15 protein-coding genes are annotated in these 16,128 nt (G+C 70.3%); 6 read left to right on the top strand and 9 right to left on the bottom strand.

Features of this window, described 5'->3' with window-relative positions; translation table 11 throughout:
• The 6 genes from VQ03_RS06200 to VQ03_RS06175 form a co-directional block, all read left to right on the top strand.
• The coding region (locus VQ03_RS06200) for a tripartite tricarboxylate transporter substrate binding protein (protein ID WP_048450005.1) at positions 1-749 on the top strand (749 nt) is incomplete at its 5' end.
• Positions 750-752: 3 nt separating this feature from the next.
• On the top strand, positions 753-1,256 hold the full coding sequence (locus VQ03_RS06195; RefSeq protein WP_048450001.1) for a tripartite tricarboxylate transporter TctB family protein: 504 nt from the start codon (positions 753-755) through the stop codon (positions 1,254-1,256).
• Between the two features lie 3 nt (positions 1,257-1,259).
• Positions 1,260-2,756, top strand: coding sequence for a tripartite tricarboxylate transporter permease (locus VQ03_RS06190; RefSeq protein WP_048450000.1), 1,497 nt, complete (start codon positions 1,260-1,262; stop codon positions 2,754-2,756).
• A gap of 28 nt (positions 2,757-2,784) precedes the next feature.
• The gene (locus VQ03_RS06185; protein ID WP_048449999.1) at positions 2,785-3,822 is read left to right on the top strand and encodes a zinc-dependent alcohol dehydrogenase; all 1,038 of its coding nucleotides are present in this window, start codon (positions 2,785-2,787) and stop codon (positions 3,820-3,822) included.
• A gap of 15 nt (positions 3,823-3,837) precedes the next feature.
• Complete coding sequence (locus VQ03_RS06180; RefSeq protein ID WP_048449998.1) at positions 3,838-4,599, top strand: SDR family NAD(P)-dependent oxidoreductase; 762 nt, start codon at positions 3,838-3,840, stop codon at positions 4,597-4,599.
• A 47-nt stretch (positions 4,600-4,646) separates the two neighbouring features.
• On the top strand, positions 4,647-6,371 hold the full coding sequence (locus tag VQ03_RS06175; protein WP_053078427.1) for a thiamine pyrophosphate-binding protein: 1,725 nt from the start codon (positions 4,647-4,649) through the stop codon (positions 6,369-6,371).
• Between the two features lie 34 nt (positions 6,372-6,405).
• Here the strand turns inward: VQ03_RS06175 and VQ03_RS06170 are convergent, their stop codons facing one another.
• From VQ03_RS06170 to VQ03_RS06130, 9 genes are all read right to left on the bottom strand, one after another.
• On the bottom strand, positions 6,406-6,873 hold the full coding sequence (locus VQ03_RS06170) for a MaoC/PaaZ C-terminal domain-containing protein (RefSeq protein WP_048449997.1): 468 nt from the start codon (positions 6,871-6,873) through the stop codon (positions 6,406-6,408).
• Positions 6,870-7,541, bottom strand: a complete 672-nt coding sequence (locus VQ03_RS06165) for a TetR/AcrR family transcriptional regulator (RefSeq protein ID WP_157063979.1) — start codon at positions 7,539-7,541, stop codon at positions 6,870-6,872. Before VQ03_RS06165 ends, VQ03_RS06170 begins: the two co-directional genes overlap by 4 nt.
• Before the next feature lie 95 nt (positions 7,542-7,636).
• Positions 7,637-9,262 carry a class I adenylate-forming enzyme family protein gene (locus tag VQ03_RS06160; protein WP_048449996.1) on the bottom strand — a complete coding sequence of 542 codons (1,626 nt, stop codon included), beginning with the start codon at positions 9,260-9,262 and terminating at the stop codon, positions 7,637-7,639.
• A gap of 80 nt (positions 9,263-9,342) precedes the next feature.
• On the bottom strand, positions 9,343-10,110 hold the full coding sequence (locus VQ03_RS06155; protein WP_048449995.1) for an SDR family NAD(P)-dependent oxidoreductase: 768 nt from the start codon (positions 10,108-10,110) through the stop codon (positions 9,343-9,345).
• 22 nt (positions 10,111-10,132) lie between these two features.
• On the bottom strand, positions 10,133-12,010 hold the full coding sequence (locus VQ03_RS06150; RefSeq protein WP_053078426.1) for an NAD(P)/FAD-dependent oxidoreductase: 1,878 nt from the start codon (positions 12,008-12,010) through the stop codon (positions 10,133-10,135).
• A 79-nt stretch (positions 12,011-12,089) separates the two neighbouring features.
• Positions 12,090-13,298 (bottom strand): ABC transporter substrate-binding protein, encoded by a 1,209-nt coding sequence (locus VQ03_RS06145; RefSeq protein ID WP_048449993.1) that lies wholly within the window; start codon positions 13,296-13,298, stop codon positions 12,090-12,092.
• 177 nt (positions 13,299-13,475) lie between these two features.
• On the bottom strand, positions 13,476-14,237 hold the full coding sequence (locus VQ03_RS06140; protein ID WP_245291983.1) for an SDR family NAD(P)-dependent oxidoreductase: 762 nt from the start codon (positions 14,235-14,237) through the stop codon (positions 13,476-13,478).
• A 346-nt stretch (positions 14,238-14,583) separates the two neighbouring features.
• A complete protein-coding gene (locus tag VQ03_RS06135; protein WP_048450002.1) occupies positions 14,584-15,372 on the bottom strand; it encodes a crotonase/enoyl-CoA hydratase family protein in 789 nt (262 codons plus the stop codon).
• A gap of 13 nt (positions 15,373-15,385) precedes the next feature.
• Positions 15,386-16,128 (bottom strand): acyl-CoA dehydrogenase family protein (locus tag VQ03_RS06130; protein ID WP_048449991.1); only part of this gene is annotated, 743 nt, incomplete at its 5' end.

Genomic DNA, 16,128 nt, shown 5'->3' with positions numbered 1-16,128 from the left:
GAGGGCAGGGGACGACCGGGCCGACCTTCGTGGCCGCCCAGAAGCCGGACGGCCACACGATCGGGGTCACGAGCTTCGCCCCGATGGCGATCAGCCCGCACCTGATGGACGTCTCCTACAAGATCGACGATTTCGACTACATCGGCGGGTTCGGCCGATTCCGCTACGGGATCGCGGTCGCAGCGACCTCGCAGATCCGGTCGATGGAGGATCTCGTCGCTGCGGCCCGGGCCCGGCGGGTCACCTTCGCGGCGTCGGGTCCGCCGAACAACCTCGCGCTCTCCAATCTCGGCAAGAAGCTCGGCCTGCGGTTCCAGTTCGTCCCCTATCCGTCCGGCGCGGAGGCGGTGACGGCGGCGCTCGGCGGGCACGTCGATGCCGTCGTCCAGACGCCGACCGAGATGCTGGGTCTCATCGAGGCCGGCCGGCTGCGCGGCCTGGCCTCGGCGAGCCCCGTCCGCTGGACCGAGCGGCCCGACATGCCGACGCTGGTCGATCTCGGCTACGGGATCTCGATCGATTCGTGGGTCGGGCTCGCGGGCCCGAAGGGCATCGACACGTCCCGACTCGACGTCCTGCGGCAGGCCTTCGCCCAGGCCGCCCGGAGCCCCGAGGTCGCCAAGTCCTTCGAGCAGCTCGGGATGTCGCCGAACTACATGAGCGGCGCCGAGTATCGGGGCTTCCTCGACAAAGGCCTCGTCGAGATGGGCAGGGACCTGGCCGAGGCCGGCCTGGCGAAAAGGAAGTAGCCGATGCCCGCGCTCCCGCACCGCGCCGTTCCGCTCGGCCTCGCCCTCGCGGCGGGTGCCGCCTGGCTCGCCACCCGCCGCCTCGAGGTCTGGACCGACGACGGGCCGGGCCCGGGCCTGATGCCGAAGGCGGCCGTCTGCCTGATGGGGTGCCTCGCCCTCGCGCTGGTCGTCGCGCCAGGAAAGACCGAACCGGGCAAGGCAGAAGCAGACGGGACCGATTCCGACCGGGATGCCCCGGCCGACGGGCTCGACCGGACCTTCGCGATCTACGCGGCGGCCTGCGTGGCCATCGCCGCCGCCGTTCCCTGGCTCGGCTTCGTGCTGCCCGGCCTCCTGACCGTGTTCGTCATCCTCCGCTTCGCCGAGGGACGCTCCTGGTCCGCCTCGCTCGCCTATGCGGTCGCGCTGATCGGCGCGATCGTGCTCCTGTTCGGCACCGCCCTCAACGTCCAGTTCCCCGACGGCCCCGGCGAGCGCGGCCTGCGGGTCGTCAGGCTGCTCTGAACCATGACGGACGGCCTCCTCCACGGCGTCTCGGTCCTCCTGACCGTCGACAACCTCGCCCTCTGTCTGCTCGGGGCTTTCCTCGGCACGGTGGTCGGCGTGCTGCCGGGCCTCGGCCCGACGACGACGATCGCGCTGCTCCTGCCGATCTCGCTCAAGATGGACGTCACGGGCGCGATCATCCTCCTGTCGGGCATCTATTACGGAGTAGCCTATGGCGGCACGATCACCTCCGTCCTGATGCGGATCCCCGGGGAGGCCTCGTCTGTCGTCACCTGCCTCGACGGCTACGAGATGGCCCGCAAGGGACGCGCCGGCGCGGCGCTTGGGATTGCGGCGATCGGATCCTTCGTGGCCGGCACGCTCGGGATCCTCGGCCTGACCTTCATCTCGCCGCTTCTCGCGCGGGTCGTCCTGTCCTTCGGGCCCGGCGAGTACGCCGCCATGATGTTCGCGGGCCTCTGCCTCATCATGTTCTTCGCCGAGGCCGGCGTGCTGAAGGCGCTGGTGATGGCGGCGTTCGGCCTCGCCCTCGGCACGATCGGGCTCGACCCGATCACGAGCGCCCCCCGCATGACCTTCGGCCTGCCGGACTTGATCGACGGCGTGAACGTGGCGCCCCTGGCGATCGGGCTGTTCGGCATCTCCGAATTGCTGATGCTCGCGCGGACCCGGGAGGAGCCGGCTTCCATCCTGGCCCCGCCCCGCCGCCTCCTCGCCTTCCTGCCGGACCGCGACGAGGCCCGGCGCAGCGTCATGCCGATCGCGCGCGGCTCGGTGCTCGGCTTCGTGGTCGGGCTCCTGCCGGGCGGCGGCGCGGTCCTCGCCTCGTTCCTGTCCTACGCGGTCGAGCGCAAGCTCGCCAAGGACCCGCGCGAATTCGGCAAGGGCGCGATCGAGGGCGTCGCCGGGCCGGAGGCCGCCAACAACTCGGGCACGGCCGGGGCCTTCGTGCCGCTCCTCACTCTGGGCATTCCGTCGAATGCGGTCACCGCCTTGCTGCTCGGCGCCTTCCTGATCCACGGCGTCGTGCCCGGTCCGTTGATCATGGAGCAGCATCCCGAGGTGTTCTGGGGCGTCATCGCGTCGATGTATCTCGGCAACGTCATCCTGGTGGTGCTGAACGTTCCGCTGATCGGCCTCTTCGTCAAGGCGCTCGAGATTCCGCGGGCCTACCTCGCCTCGATGATCCTGATGGTGTGCGTGATCGGGGTCTACTCGACCAACCTCTCCACCTTCGACATCGGGCTGACCGTGGCGTTCGGCCTGATCGGCTATGCGCTGCGCCGCGGGCATTACGACCTGTCGCCGCTGATCCTCGCCTTCGTGCTCGGCCCGACCTTCGAGCGGTCGCTGCGGCAATGGCTGCTCATCACCGACGGCGACCTGCTCGGCGGGCTGTGGGAGCGCCCGATCGCCCTGGGGCTCGTCGCCCTCGGGCTGGCGCTCCTCGCGACCGGGCTCGTCGGGCTCGGGCGCCGCTACGCACACGATGATTGACACCAAACCTTCGGGAGGTCGCACCACCATGCTCGCCGTGCAGAAATCCCAGCCCGAACACGGGTTGACCCTTGCGGAGGTGCCGCGCCCGGCTCCCGGGCCCGGCGAGGTCCTGATCGAGGTCGAGGCCTGCGGCATCTGCGGCAGCGACGTCCACGTCTACGAGTGGACATCGGGCTACGAGTGGATGACGCCGCTCATGCCACTCACGGTCGGCCACGAATTCGCCGGGACGGTGGTCGAGGCGGCGCCCGACGTCGCCTTTCCCGAGATCGGGCAGCGCGTCACGGTGTGGCCGTCGATCTCCTGCGGCGCCTGCCCGGCCTGCCGCGAGGGCCAGCCCGAGAATTGCGAGCGTAAGGTCACCCTGGGGCTCACCCGTCACGGCGCCTTCGCGACCCATGTCGCGGCGCCGGCCGCCTCGTGCTTCGCGCTGCCCGACAGCGTCGATTCCGAGCTCGCCTCCCTGACGGAACCGCTCTGCGTCAGCGCGCGGGCGGTGGAGACCGGCGAGGTGAGGCTTGGCCACTCCGTCGTCGTGCTCGGCGCCGGGATGATCGGGCTCGGCATCGCCCTGATGGCCCGCCGCGCCGGGGCTGCGAAGGTGATCGTCGTCGGAAAGGATGATTCCGTGCGCCTCGCCTGTGCCCGGCGGCTCGGCTTCGCCGCGACCGTCGATCTCGCCGAGGAGGAGCTGGCTGCCGCCGTCACCCGCCTTGCCGGCGGCAAGGTCGACCGGGTGTTCGAGGCGACCGGGGTGGCCGCGAGCGTGACCGACGGCCTCTCGGTCCTGCGCCGGGGCGGCATCCTGGTCGCCGCCGGCATCCATTCCCGGCCTGTCTCGGTCGACCTGACCGCGCTCGTGCGCGGCAAGCACCAGCTGCGCGGCTCGCACGGCGCCCTGCGGTCGACCTGGGCGACCGTCCTGAAGCTCCTCGCCGAATCCGGCGAGGAGTTCCGGCCGCTGATCTCGCACCGCGTCGGCCTCGCCGACACGATCGAGGGCTTCCGGCTCTCGCTCACCAAGGAAGCCTCGAAGGTCGTCGTGCGGCCGCAGCAGAGCTGACAGGGAGGGAAGACCATGACCCGCGGAACACAGCGCGTCGCCCTCGTGACCGGCGCGGCCGGCGGCATCGGGCTCGGCATCGCCGAGCGCCTGGCCATGCAGGGCGCGATCGTCCTGATCACCGACGTCGCAGCCCATCTCGCCGACAGCGCCGCCGCCTTGCGGGAGAAGGGCCACCGGGTGAATGCGGTGCCGGGCGACGTCACCGACGAGGCCTGGTGCGGCGAGGTGGTGGCGCGGGCCCGGCGCGACCACGGCAGCCTCGACATCTTGGTCAACAATGCCGGCATCTCGCCCAAGCGCGACGGCAGGAAGATCCCGGTCCGCGACACCGACCTCGCCGAGTGGAACCGCGTGCTCGCCGTCAACCTGACCGGCGCCTTCCTGCTCTGCCGGGCGGCGACTCCGGCGATGCAGGAACGCGGCTTCGGCCGGGTGGTGAACATCGCCTCGCAGGCGGCGCGCACGCGGGCCGACATCGCGGGGGCGGCCTATGCGGCCTCGAAATCCGGCATGATCGGCCTCTCCCGTGTCCTGGCCTCCGAGGTCGGGCGCGACGGGGTGACGGTGAACTGCATCGCGCCCGGCCGCATCGAGAGCCCGATGGCCGCCGTCGCCGGCGCGGACGCCAACCGCGAGTACGTCCAGCGGATCCCCGTCGGCCGCATCGGCACCGCCGACGACATCGCTGCCACGGTCGCGTTCCTCGCCTCCGAGGAGGCGGGCTTCATCACCGGCGCCACCCTCGACGTGAACGGCGGCTTCTTCATGGGCTGACCCCGCCCGCGCATCCCGCTCAAGGCCTCTAACGACGGACGGACCCCATGCCCATCCAACGCCTCCTCGACGACGAGATGCCGACGGGCGACGCCATCGCGCTGGTGCTCGAACAGGCCGGGATCGACACCGTGTTCGGCATCTCCGGCGGCCATACGGGCCACGTCTTCACAGCCCTGTCGAAGCGGCAGAACAGCATCCGGACCGTGCTCGTGCGCGAAGAATCCTTGGGCGCCGTGATGGCCGAGACCTACGGCCGGCTGACGGGACGGCCCGGCGTGCTCCTGGGCCAGGGCCCCTGGGTGCTCGGCAACGGCCTGCTCGGGACGATCGAGGCGCTGCTCTCCTCCTCGCCGATGCTGCTCCTGACCGACCTGAGCGATACGCCCGCCTTCTCGCTGCACGCACCCTATCAGTCGGGTACGGGCGAGTACGGCAACTGGGACGCCCGGACGGCCTTCAGGGGGGTCACGAAGGAGGTCTTCCCGGCTCTGGACCCGGCATCCGCGGTGCACGGCACCCAGCTCGCGATCAAGCACGCGCTGGCCGGCCAGCGCGGGCCGGTGGCGGTCCTCTACAGCATCGCCGCCCTGGCGGGGCGCGTCGGCCCCGGGACGATGCCGCGGCTCTACCCGACGGGCGCCTACCTGCCGGGGGCGCTGCCGCGCGCCTCGGAGGCGGCGGTCGCGGATGCGGCCGAGGCGCTGGCGCGGGCCGCGCGTCCGGTGATCGTCGCCGGTAACGGCGTGCGCATCGCCCAGGCCTTCGAGCCCCTGCGGGCCCTGGCGGAGTCAGCCGGGATCCCGGTGGTGTCGACGCCGTCCGGCAAGAGCGTGATGGCCGAGACCCATCCACTGGCCCTCGGCGTCTTCGGCACGTTCGGGCTCGAAGCCGCGAATGCCTGCGTGCAGGAGGCCGATTGTGTCCTGATCGTCGGCTCCAAGCTGACCGCCTCCGACACCGCCCGCGAGAACCCGGCCCTCCTCGATCCCGAGCGCCAGACCTTCATCCAGATCGACGTCGAGCCGCGCAACCTGTCGTGGACCTTCCCTGTCGAGCATCCCCTGCTCGGCGAGGCCGGGACGGTGATGGAGCAGCTCCGCGAGGCCCTCGGGCGGCGCCGCGACGCTGCCGCCGGCCTCGCCCGCGTCGCGGCCCTCCGCCGGGCCCACGGCTACTTCGACGGCCCGGAACGCGCCGCCGGGGGCTCGCCGGTCGCCCCCCAGCGCATCATCGCCGCGCTGAACGAGGCGCTGCCGGAGAACGGTCTCGTGACCTGCGACGCGGGCGAGAACCGCATCTTCATGACGCATGACTTCCAGTCGAAGCGGGCGGGCTCGTTCCTGCAGGCCGCCGGCGCCGGACCGATGGGCTACGCCATCCCCTCGGCGATCGCCGCGAAGATCGTCCATCCCGACCGGCCCGTCGTCGCGGTCTGCGGCGACGGCGGCTTCGCCATGACCATGAACGGGTTGATGACGGCCTTGGAGAACGACGTCCCGATCGTCACGCTGATCCTGAACAACCACGCGCTCGGCTGGTCCAAGCATTCCCGCGGCGACTTCGCGACCCGGTTCGACGAGTTCGACCACGCCGCGATGGCGCGGGCGATGGGGTGCCGCGGCATCAAGGTCACCGCCCCCGACGAGCTGGATACGGCGCTGCACGAGGCCCTGCACGAGGCCTCGACCGCCGGCGTCCCGACCGTCATCGACGTCGAAACCTCGCTCGCGACGGCGTTCAGCGACGTCGTGTCGCCGCTCGCGCGGTGATCCTTCGACGTCACGACAGCCTCGCCGGGGGAGCCTACACCTCCGGCGGCGCCGCCCGGCAGGCCATCAGGAGCCCCATCCGGCCGTCCTGGGCGACGGTCCCGTCCTGCTTGACGAGGCTCATGTCGCGCTGGACGATCCCGTGGCGGCCCGACTTGCCGGCGGATTTGGCGCCGATCCGCATCCGCAGGGTCAACTGGTCGCCGACGAAGATCGGCGCGCGAAACCGCCAGTCCTGGATGTCCGTGAGCGCGACCGCCGCGGCGGCGAACGACCGGAACTGGCCGAATAGGCCGAGCACGACCGCGATGCCGAACGGCCCGTGCAGGATCCGCTGGCCGAAGACACTCCTGGCCGCGAAATCCGGATCGACGTGGATCGGATGGTGGTCGCCCGAGATCTCCGCGAATGACGTGAGATCGCGCTCGGTCACGAGGCGCTCGCCGCTGACGAACTCGCTGCCGACGGCGACGTCGTCGAAATACAGGTCGTCCCGGGTCACGGCGCGGCCCGTACGGCGTGGAGGACGAACGTCGCGAGCTCGTCGGCGATGCGGTCGCGCGTCTCCGCCGACTCGTCCGGGCGCGGGCTGTACCACACGGTCATCCAGTTGAGTGCGCCGAGCACCGATTTCGCGCCGAGTCGCGGATCGAGCGCGCGGAAGTCCCCGGAGGCGACCCCCTCCGCCAGCACGTCGACGTAGAGGCGCTCGAACTGGCTACGCATGGCCATCAGCTCGGCCAGGACGTCGCGCTGGGGTGCGGTCGTCCGCCCGGACAGGTGGAGCTCGACGCCCTGGTTGAGGACCCGCTGGGTCGGCAGGTGGTCCATCACCAGCATGGCGTGCGTCCGCGCCATCGAGACCAGCCGGTCGCGGGGCGGACGGGCGCTCGTGGCGAGCGGGCGCATCACCGACAGGTTCATCGTCATCGCCTGCCGGTGGATGTCGAAGAACAGGTCCGTCTTGCTGCGGTAATAGTAGTAGACCCGTCCCTTCGTGGCGCCGAGCGCGTCGGCGACCGTGTCGATCGACGTCGCGGCATAGCCGTGCGCCATGAAGGCGATCGCTGCGGCGCGCAGGACCTCGGCCCTGTTCTCGTCCGGGCCGTGGGGGGCGCCGTCGCGCTCCGCCGATCCCGCACGGGTGCGCGTCCTCGTGCCTGCCGCCATGGGTCCTCGCATGAGCCCTCGTCCGGTTCGCCCGCACCGTTGCCGACACAAGCGGCCGAGCGGGCTATCATCGTGCGCTCCGTCCGCCAATCCGGTCAGTCGGTCTGCCCGCCCGCGAGGTTCGCCTCGGCCTGCCGGGCGAGGACGGCCCGCTGGATCTTGCCCGTCGCGGTGCGGGGGAACTCCTCCACGAACGCGACGTGGCGCGGAACCTTGTAGTCCGCCATCCGGTCGGCGCAGAAGCGGACGATCTCCGCACCCGTCGCATCGGCCCCGGCGTGCAGCTCCACGAAGGCGTAGGCGACCTGCCCGAGCCGGGCATCGGGCGCCCCGACGACGACCGACGAGCGGATGGAGGGATGCGCCGCGAGGTGCTGCTCGATCTCGATCGGCGAGGCGTTGGTGCCGCCGATCTTCAGCATCTCCTTGAGGCGACTGGTGATCGTGAGGTAGCGGCGGGCGTCGAGGTTGCCGATGTCCCCGGTGCGGAGCCAGCCGTCCGGCGTGATCGTGGCCTTCGTCGCCGCGGGATCCTTGTAGTAGCCGATCATCACGGTGTCGCCGCGGCACCAGACCTCGCCGTCCTGCCCGGGCGGCCTCTCGGCCCCGGTCTCCGGATCGACGATCCTGACCTCGCAATCCGACAGGAGCGGCGCCTGATTGCGGCAGCAGATCTCGGCCGGATCGTCCCAGGCATTGAACGAGGTCGAGATCGTGTTCTCCGTCATCCCGTAGGTCGAAAGGAGCTTGTCGATGCCGAGCGTCCGCTTGATGCCCTCGAACGTCTCCTGCATCACGGCGGAACCGCCGATCCACGCCGCCTTCAGGCTCGACGTATCGGCCGGGTGGTTCCTGACCGCCTCGACCATGTCGTAGTAGTGCGTTGGGATGCCGCCGAACATCGTGACGCGCTTGGCCTCGATGAGCGAGAGCGCCCCCCGGGTGTCCCACTGCACCATCGGCACCAGCGTCGCGCCGAGGGCGAGGGCGGGGATGAGCGCCATGAACAGGCCGGCGGAGTGGTAGAACGGCATGTGCGCCATGACCCGGTCGCCGGGCTCGACATGCATCGCGGTCCCGACCCGCGTCGCCTGGCGGATCACGTGATGGCTGTGCATCACGCCCTTCGGCTTGCCGGTCGTTCCCGACGTGTAGCAGATCAGGAGCAGGTCCGACGGGATGACGGCACTTTCCGCCTCCGCGATCCCGGCGATGTCCCCGTTCATCACCGAGGCCATCGTGACGGTGCCCGGCAGCGGGGCCTCGTCGGCGAGGATCACGGTCCGAAGGGCCGGGAGCTCGGGAACCGCGAGGCCGGCAGGCGCCGCCTCGGCGACGCCCGGCGCGATCTCGAGCAGCATCGCGTAAGAATCGGTCCGCCACAGGCGCGGCAGCATGACGAGGGCCTTGGCGTCCGATTGCTCAAGGACGTAGCGCACCTCGTCGAGCTTGTAGCGCGTGTTCACCGGCACGATCACCGCGCCGATCCGCGCCGCCGCGCAGAAGGCCAGGATCCAGTCGCGCCCGTTCGGCAGCCAGACCGCGACGTGGTCCCCGCGCTCGATCCCCAGGCGGAGGAGGCCGGCGGCGAAGCGGTCCACGTCCCGGTCGAACGCCGCGAACGTGATCGCGCCGGCCTCGTCGTCGACGAAGGCCGTCTCACCGTGCAGGCGGGCTGAGTCCCGCAGGAGCCGTCCGATCGTGGGCCGTTGTTCCGCCATAGCCGTCGTTCCCGGTGCATGGTTCGTCGCGGAGGACGGCCGCGACCACGAGGGAGGGGGGAGCCGCGCGCGAACGCGGCTCAGACCGAGTAGCCGCCGTCGAGCGCGATGCTCTGGCCGGTGATGAAGCCGGACCGCGCCGAGGCCAGGAACACCGCGAGATCGGCGACCTCCGCGGCGGTTCCGAACCGGCGCAGGGCCGTGTTGCGCCGCATCGCCTCGACGAAATCCGGGCTGAGCCGCTGCTCCAGCCGGTGGAACAGGCCGGTATCGATCACCCCGAGAGCGATGGCGTTCGCCCGGACGCCCCAGCGGCCCTCCTCCCGGGCGATGCCGCGCATCAGCGCCTCGATTCCGGCCTTCGGGACGACGGACAGGATATCCTTCGGCGGGTGCCGGACGAGGCCGGCCGAGGTGATCGCCACCACCGCGCCGCGCGCCGCGCGAAGATGAGGGATCGCGGCGCGCAGGACGTTGAAGCTGCCGGTCAAGTCGCCCGCGATCGTCCGGTCCCACTCATCTGGGTCGATCTCGGCCGTGTACGACATGCTGATGTCGGCGCCCGTCGCCAGCACGAGCGAGTGGATGCCCTCGAACTCGGCGGCGACCCGCGCGACGGCGGCGGCCGTGCCCGCCCGATCCGTGAGGTCGAGGGGCAGGGCCGACGCCCGCCGGCCCTGCCCCTCGATCGCGCGCACGACGCCGCGCGCCTTCTCCTCGTTGCTCCGGTAGGTGAGGGCGACGTTCGTCCCCGCTTCCGCCAGCGCCTGGCAGATCGCCTGGCCGACGCCGCCGCTGCCGCCGATGACGAAGGCCGCGCCCTCGCCGAAAAGAGGCCTGTCGGCCATGGTTTCCTCCCCGGACCGGCGGTCAAGCCGCCATCGTGTGGTAGTCGGAAAAATCGACGTCCTTCGTCATCCGCCAGTAATCGACCAATCGCCAGGGTTGGTTGGTCGTGATCCGGCCCTTCGCGTTCTTGTACCAGCTGTTCACGCTCGGATGGGTCCAGACCAGGGTCGACAACTCGTCGTCGACTTGTCGGTTGTAGGCGTCGTGGACGTCGGTCCGGCACTCCATCTCGGCCCACCCTTGCGCGATCATCGCTGTGAGGCACGACAGGGTGTAGCGGACCTGGCACTCGGCCAGGAACATCGCGCTGCCGCCATGGCCGAGATTGGTGTTCGGGCCGTACATCACGAACATGTTCGGGAAGCCCGGCACCGTGATGCCGAGATAGGCGCGCGGGTCGTCGTCGCCCCAGACGTCCCGGATGCTCCGCCCGCCCCGGCCGCGGATGTCCATCGGCCAGAGCATCCGGCCCGCCTGGAACCCGGTGGCGAAGACGATGGCGTCGACCGCGATCAGCCGGCCGTCCGCGAGGCGGATCCCCTCCGGCTCGACGCGCGCGATGCCGGCGGTCTCGAGCGAGACATTGTCCCGGCGCAGCATGGAGAACCAGCCCGGATCGGCGAGCACGCGCTTGCCGAACGGCGGGTAGTCGGGAACGGCCTTCGCGAGGAGATCCGGGCGTCCCTCGAGCTCGCGCTCGATGTAGCGGAGCATGCGCGTCCGGTAATGCTCGTTGAGCGCGCTGATCGAGCCGGGCGCCCCATGCCAGGCCGGGTCGATCCGCAGGGCCTGGAACAGGCCGTCGGCGAAGCCCCAGAACAGCTGGAACCGGTACCAGGCGGCGTAGAACGGAATCGCGTCGAGCGCCCAGGTCTTGTCGGGCGAGACCTCGCGGTGGATGTTCGGGCTGCGGACGATCCAGGCTCCCGAGCGCTGGAGGACGTGAAGCGACGCGGCCGTGCCGGCGATCCGCGGACCGATCTGGACGCCGCTCGCACCCGTCCCGACCAGCGCGACGCGCTTGCCCGCAAAGTCGGTGCCCTCGGTCCAGGTGGCCGTGTGGCAGGTCTCCCCGTTGAAGTCCGCGAGTCCCGGGAGGGCCGGGACGGCCGGCCGGTTGAGCTGGCCGACCGCGCAGATCAGGGCGTTGGCGGCCTCGACGGTCTCCCGGCCGGCCTCGTCGCGGCAGGTCACCCGCCACCGGTGCGACGCCTCGTCGAAATGGGCCGAGACGACCTCGCACCCGAAGCGGATCGCGTCGCGGATACGGTACTTGTCGGTGCAGCGATTCAGATAATCCCAGATGCTCTCGCGATGGGAATAATATCGCGGCCAGTTGTTGTTCGGCTCGAAGGAAAATTGATAGAAGTGGTTGGGCGTGTCGACGGCGCAGCCGGGGTAGCGGTTCTCGTACCAGGTGCCGCCGACCTCGGGGTTCTTCTCGATGACGAGGAAGGGAATGCCGGCCTGCCGCAGCCTGATCGCGGCGGCGATGCCTGAGACGCCGGCCCCGACGATGACGACCCGGAACCGACCGGCATCGACGGGGGCTTCAGGCTCGGGCGGGGCGGCCGGTTCCGCAACGAGGCTCATCTGCTGCAGCAGCATCGGGACGTACTCCGCCGGCACCTCCTCGCCGACGGCCGCCGACATCATCGCCCGGATCCGGTCCGGCGCGGGCGTTGCCAGCGCGGGTTGTCCGCCCGCCGCGAGCCGGTCGAGCTCCGCGTCGAGGCGGGACCGGATCGCGGCGGCGAGGTCGTCGGGCACCGAGTGCGAATAGTCCCACGGACCCCGGATATGGGGTCTGACCGCGTCGAGCAGCGTCAGGTCGCCCGTCAGCTGGATCAGCGACATCGTGAGCGGGACGATGTCCGCCCCTTCGAGAGCTTGGCGCATGGCTTCCGATCGACGTGATACAAACATACTACGGAGTATAATTTTGGGGCGCAAGCCTCTGCGCGTGCCTGGGGCGTCCCTAGTTCGCCGCCGTCACCAGGGGGCAGCCGCCCTCCGCGAGCGGCCGGTAGGCCTCGCTCACCGGCACGGTGCGCAGCAGTTCGAACAGGTCGTAGGTCTTGCCGGGCGTCGGATCCTTCACGGTCCACACGTAGACCGGGGTCGTGCGCCGGCCGTCCTGGCGGATCGTCGATTCGCCGTAGAGCGGATCGTGGTTCGGGCGCGACTTCATCTTCGCCACGACCGCGCGGCCGTCGGACGAAGCCCCGACCTCGTCGGCGGCGGCGAGGAAGTTGGTGACGGCCGCGTAAGCACCGGCCTGGAGATCCGTCGGCACCTTGCCGTTGAACCGCTTGGCGAACCGGGCGCTGAACGCCCGCGTCTGGTCGTTGAGGTCCCAGTACCAGTTGTTGGTCACGACCGCGCCCTTGGCGATGCGGGAGGTCAGGGAGATGATGTCCGAGATGTAGACGGCGAGGCCCACCACCTTCTGCTTGCCGCCCATCAGGTTGAATTCGACCGCCTGCTTCATCGCGTTGACGAAGTCGCCGTTGGCGGCGGCGAGCGCGATCACGTCGGCATTGGAGGCCTGGGCCTGGAGCAGGAACGACGAGTAATCCATCGTGTTCGACGGATAATTGACACTGCCCACGACCTTGCCGCCGGACTTCTCCAAGGCCTTCGTCGACTGCCGCTGCATGTCGTGGCCGAAGGCGTAATCGGCCGTGACGTAGTACCAGGTCTTGCCGCCCTGGGCGACGAGAGCCTGGGTCGGCACGTTCGCCATCGTCCAGGTGTCGAGCGAGTAGTGGACGGTGTTCGGTGAGCATTGCGTGCCGGTGAGCGCGCTCGAGACGCCGCCCGTGACCAGGAAAGTGCGGTTGCGCGCCTTGACGATCTCGCTCACCGCGAGGGCGACGGCCGAGTTCGGGACGTCGATGATCAGGTCGACGGCCTCGGTGTCGGTCCAGCGCCGGGCGATGGTCGAGCCGATATCGGCCTTGTTCTGGTGGTCGCCCGAGATGACCTCGACCGGACGGCCCGGGTGCCGGGCCCGGTAATCCTCTGCCGCCATCTTCGCCGCGAGGACGGATCCCGGCCCGCTCACATCCGCGAACGCGCCGCCGAGGTCGCTCAGGACGCCGATCCTGATCGGCTTCTCGTTCTGCGCCGCCGCCGGTGCTGCCAGCAAGCCGAGCAGCAGCGCGAGATTGATGGTCCTTCTCATGATGTTCCTCCCTGGATCTTATTGTGGTGGATCTTGTTTCGGCTGCGGCACGCTCCCCGCGGTCCGGGCCCTCGGCGAGAGCATTGTCCGACGAAGCGGATACCGGTTCGTCGAAGAGAATGCCGCACAATCAAAGACCTAGGGCACTGCCCGATTGCAGCGCGACCGGGCAGTGCCCTAGGCGTTCATCTCGCTGCCGCCGTTCACGGACAGCGACTGGCCGGTGATGAAGGAGGCGGCCTCGGACAACAGGAAGCAAACCGGCGGCGCGACCTCCTCGGGCGTGCTCCAGCGGCCGAGCGGGATCTTGGCCAGGTAGGTGTCGCGGAACTTCTCGCTGCGGACCACCTCCGTCATCGGTGTCTCGACGACGCCGAACGACACCGTGTTCGTCCGGATCCCGTAGCGGGCCCATTCCCGGGCCGCGCTCATCGTGGCGCCGAGGATACCGGCCTTCGCGGCGCTGTAGTTGATCTGGCCGATCGTCCCCTGGCGCCCTGCATCCGACGATACGTTGACGATCGCCGCCGGCACGGGCTCGCCGGCCTTGTGCCGGGCGATCAGGCGGCGTCCGACGGCCTGCATGCACAGGAATGCGCCCGTGAGGTGGACCCGCAGGACCTGGTCCCACTGCGCGAGCGTCATCTTGTCGATCATCGCCGGGCGGGTGATGCCGGCGGTGTTCACCAGCCCGTCGACCACACCGAAGCGCGACGAGGCCTGCGCGACGAGATCCTCGACGAAGTCCGGATCGGCGACGTCGCCCGCCCCGGTGAGGACGCGGTCCGGGGCGAAGGCGGCGTGCGCGGTCTCGAGCCCGGCGGCGTTCATGTCGGCCAGGACGACGTTCGCGCCCAATTCCGCCGCGAGCGTCGCGACCCCGAGGCCGATGCCCTGGCTGGCCCCGGTGACGAGCACCGTACGGCCGATGAGGGACATGGGGTTTCTGGTGGTCATCGTCGATGCCTGTTCTTTGTGAAACGGGTCGGGGTGTCAGGATCGATCCGTCCGGTACGGCGCGCGACGGAATCGATGATCATCAGCCAGCTCCGGAGGTGAAGCGGAGCGCAGAATCCTGTCATGCGAGAGCAGAGCGAACACGGACGATTCTGTTTTGGGCTGTCGCCGCAAGTCGATCTCGCTACTATCACCGTACATGGCACGCCGATGGAGGTGCGCCTCACGAACTGACGCTGTCTCGAGAGCCACGCCCTTCCCCGGACGACTGGAGCGATCGCGGAAGGAGATCCGGGAAAGGGCGCGAATAGCGTGGCTGGACGATGCTCTACCCCTTCGATGTCCGCGCGAGAGCCCGGGCGAGCGCCTCCCGGTGCTCCGTGGTGGTGTGCGCGACCGCCTGCGCCGTGGCCGAGAGCTGCAGGAACGAGGGAAGGGTCGCGAAACGTCCCTCGCGCAGCAAGCGCTTCGTCGCCCGGACCGCCTGGGGCGGGTTGACGGCGATGCGCTCGGCGAGCCGCCGGGCCGCCGCCATCAGCTCGCCGGCCGGCACCACCTGCGAGACGAGCCCGCAGGCTAGAGCCTCCGCGGCCGAGACGATGTCGCCGGTGAGCGCCATCTCGCAGGCCTTCGACCAGCCGACGACCCGCGGCAGCAGCCAGGCGCCGCCGTCGCCCGGGATGATGCCGATCTTGACGAAGCTCTCGGCGAAGCGCGCCGTATCGGCGGCGATGCGCAGGTCGCACATGCAGGCGAGGTCCGTGCCCGCGCCGATCGCCGGGCCGTTCACCGCCGCGATCACCGGCACGTCGAGGGCCTCGAAGGCGAGCGGGATGCGCTGGATGCCCTGCGTGTAGTAGGCCATGGTGGAGCTGGGATCCTGGGCGCGCTCCTCCAGCGCGTCCTGCATCGCCCGCAGGTCCCCGCCGGACGAGAAGGCCGAGCCGGCCCCCGTCAGGATCGCCACCCGCACGGACGGATCGGCGCCGATCCGGCCGAGGGCCGCGACGAGGCCGTCGACGACGTCGCGCTCGGAGATCGGGTTGCGCCTCTCCGGCCGGTTGAGCGTCAGGGTGACGATCCCGCCATCCTGCTCGTAGAGCACCGCGTCGGTCATCATGCGTCTCCGATCATCTGAGCCCGAGCCCGCGGGCGATGATGCCCCGCAGGATCTCGCGCGTGCCGCCGCGCAGCGAAAAGGACGGCGCGTGCAGCGTGGTGTAGGCCAGCACCTGCGCGAAGGTCCGGCTCTGCAGCGTCGGCGGACCTTCGGCCATGAGGTCGCGGGCGATCTCGGGGATCTCCTGCTCGACGAGGGCGCCGAGATCCTTGACCATCGCGGCTTCCAGCGCCGGATCGGCGCCGGCCTGGAGCAGGCCCGCCACCGAGCGCGACATCCGCCGCAGCGTGATGAGCTGCGCGCCGAGCCGCCCCAGCGCGATCTCGGCCCGCGCGTCGGCCGCCGGCTGCAGTGCCCGCACCAGCTCGACGAGGAGCCAGAACGACGACAGGAAGCGCTCGGGCCCGCTGCGCTCGTAGGCGAGCTCGCCGGTGACCTGGGCCCAGCCCTCGCCCTCGCGCCCGAGCAGCGCGTCCTCGGGCAGTACTGCGTCCTCGAACACGACCTCGTTGAAATGGTGCTCGCCGACGAGGTTGCGGACCGGGCGGATGGTGATTCCGGGCAGGCTCAGATCGACGATGAACTGGCTCGTGCCGGCATGCCGGTGCTCGCGGTCGAGCGGCCCGGTACGGCAGAACAGGATCATGAACTGGCAGTGGGTGGCGTTGGTGGTCCACAGCTTGGTGCCGTTGACCCGCCAGCCATCGCCCTCCCGCACCGCCTTGGTGCGGACCGAGGCGAGGTCGGAGCCGG

Origin of the sequence: Methylobacterium tarhaniae, from assembly GCF_001043955.1 — a bacterium.
GTDB classification, from domain to species: domain Bacteria; phylum Pseudomonadota; class Alphaproteobacteria; order Rhizobiales; family Beijerinckiaceae; genus Methylobacterium; species Methylobacterium tarhaniae.
This window is presented reverse-complemented; position numbering and strand designations above follow the sequence as displayed.

What these genes read in the sequence shown, in the direction of transcription:
- VQ03_RS06180 (WP_048449998.1), top strand. Translation starts at nt 3,838, where the DNA reads ATGACCCGCGGAACACAGCGCGTCGCCCTCGTGACCGGCGCGGCCGGC.
- VQ03_RS06140 (WP_245291983.1), bottom strand. Translation starts at nt 14,237, where the DNA reads ATGTCCCTCATCGGCCGTACGGTGCTCGTCACCGGGGCCAGCCAGGGC.
- VQ03_RS06160 (WP_048449996.1), bottom strand. Translation starts at nt 9,262, where the DNA reads ATGGCGGAACAACGGCCCACGATCGGACGGCTCCTGCGGGACTCAGCC.
- VQ03_RS06165 (WP_157063979.1), bottom strand. Translation starts at nt 7,541, where the DNA reads ATGGCGGCAGGCACGAGGACGCGCACCCGTGCGGGATCGGCGGAGCGC.
- VQ03_RS06185 (WP_048449999.1), top strand. Translation starts at nt 2,785, where the DNA reads ATGCTCGCCGTGCAGAAATCCCAGCCCGAACACGGGTTGACCCTTGCG.
- VQ03_RS06195 (WP_048450001.1), top strand. Translation starts at nt 753, where the DNA reads ATGCCCGCGCTCCCGCACCGCGCCGTTCCGCTCGGCCTCGCCCTCGCG.
- VQ03_RS06190 (WP_048450000.1), top strand. Translation starts at nt 1,260, where the DNA reads ATGACGGACGGCCTCCTCCACGGCGTCTCGGTCCTCCTGACCGTCGAC.
- VQ03_RS06175 (WP_053078427.1), top strand. Translation starts at nt 4,647, where the DNA reads ATGCCCATCCAACGCCTCCTCGACGACGAGATGCCGACGGGCGACGCC.
- VQ03_RS06145 (WP_048449993.1), bottom strand. Translation starts at nt 13,298, where the DNA reads ATGAGAAGGACCATCAATCTCGCGCTGCTGCTCGGCTTGCTGGCAGCA.
- VQ03_RS06150 (WP_053078426.1), bottom strand. Translation starts at nt 12,010, where the DNA reads ATGCGCCAAGCTCTCGAAGGGGCGGACATCGTCCCGCTCACGATGTCG.
- VQ03_RS06135 (WP_048450002.1), bottom strand. Translation starts at nt 15,372, where the DNA reads ATGACCGACGCGGTGCTCTACGAGCAGGATGGCGGGATCGTCACCCTG.
- VQ03_RS06155 (WP_048449995.1), bottom strand. Translation starts at nt 10,110, where the DNA reads ATGGCCGACAGGCCTCTTTTCGGCGAGGGCGCGGCCTTCGTCATCGGC.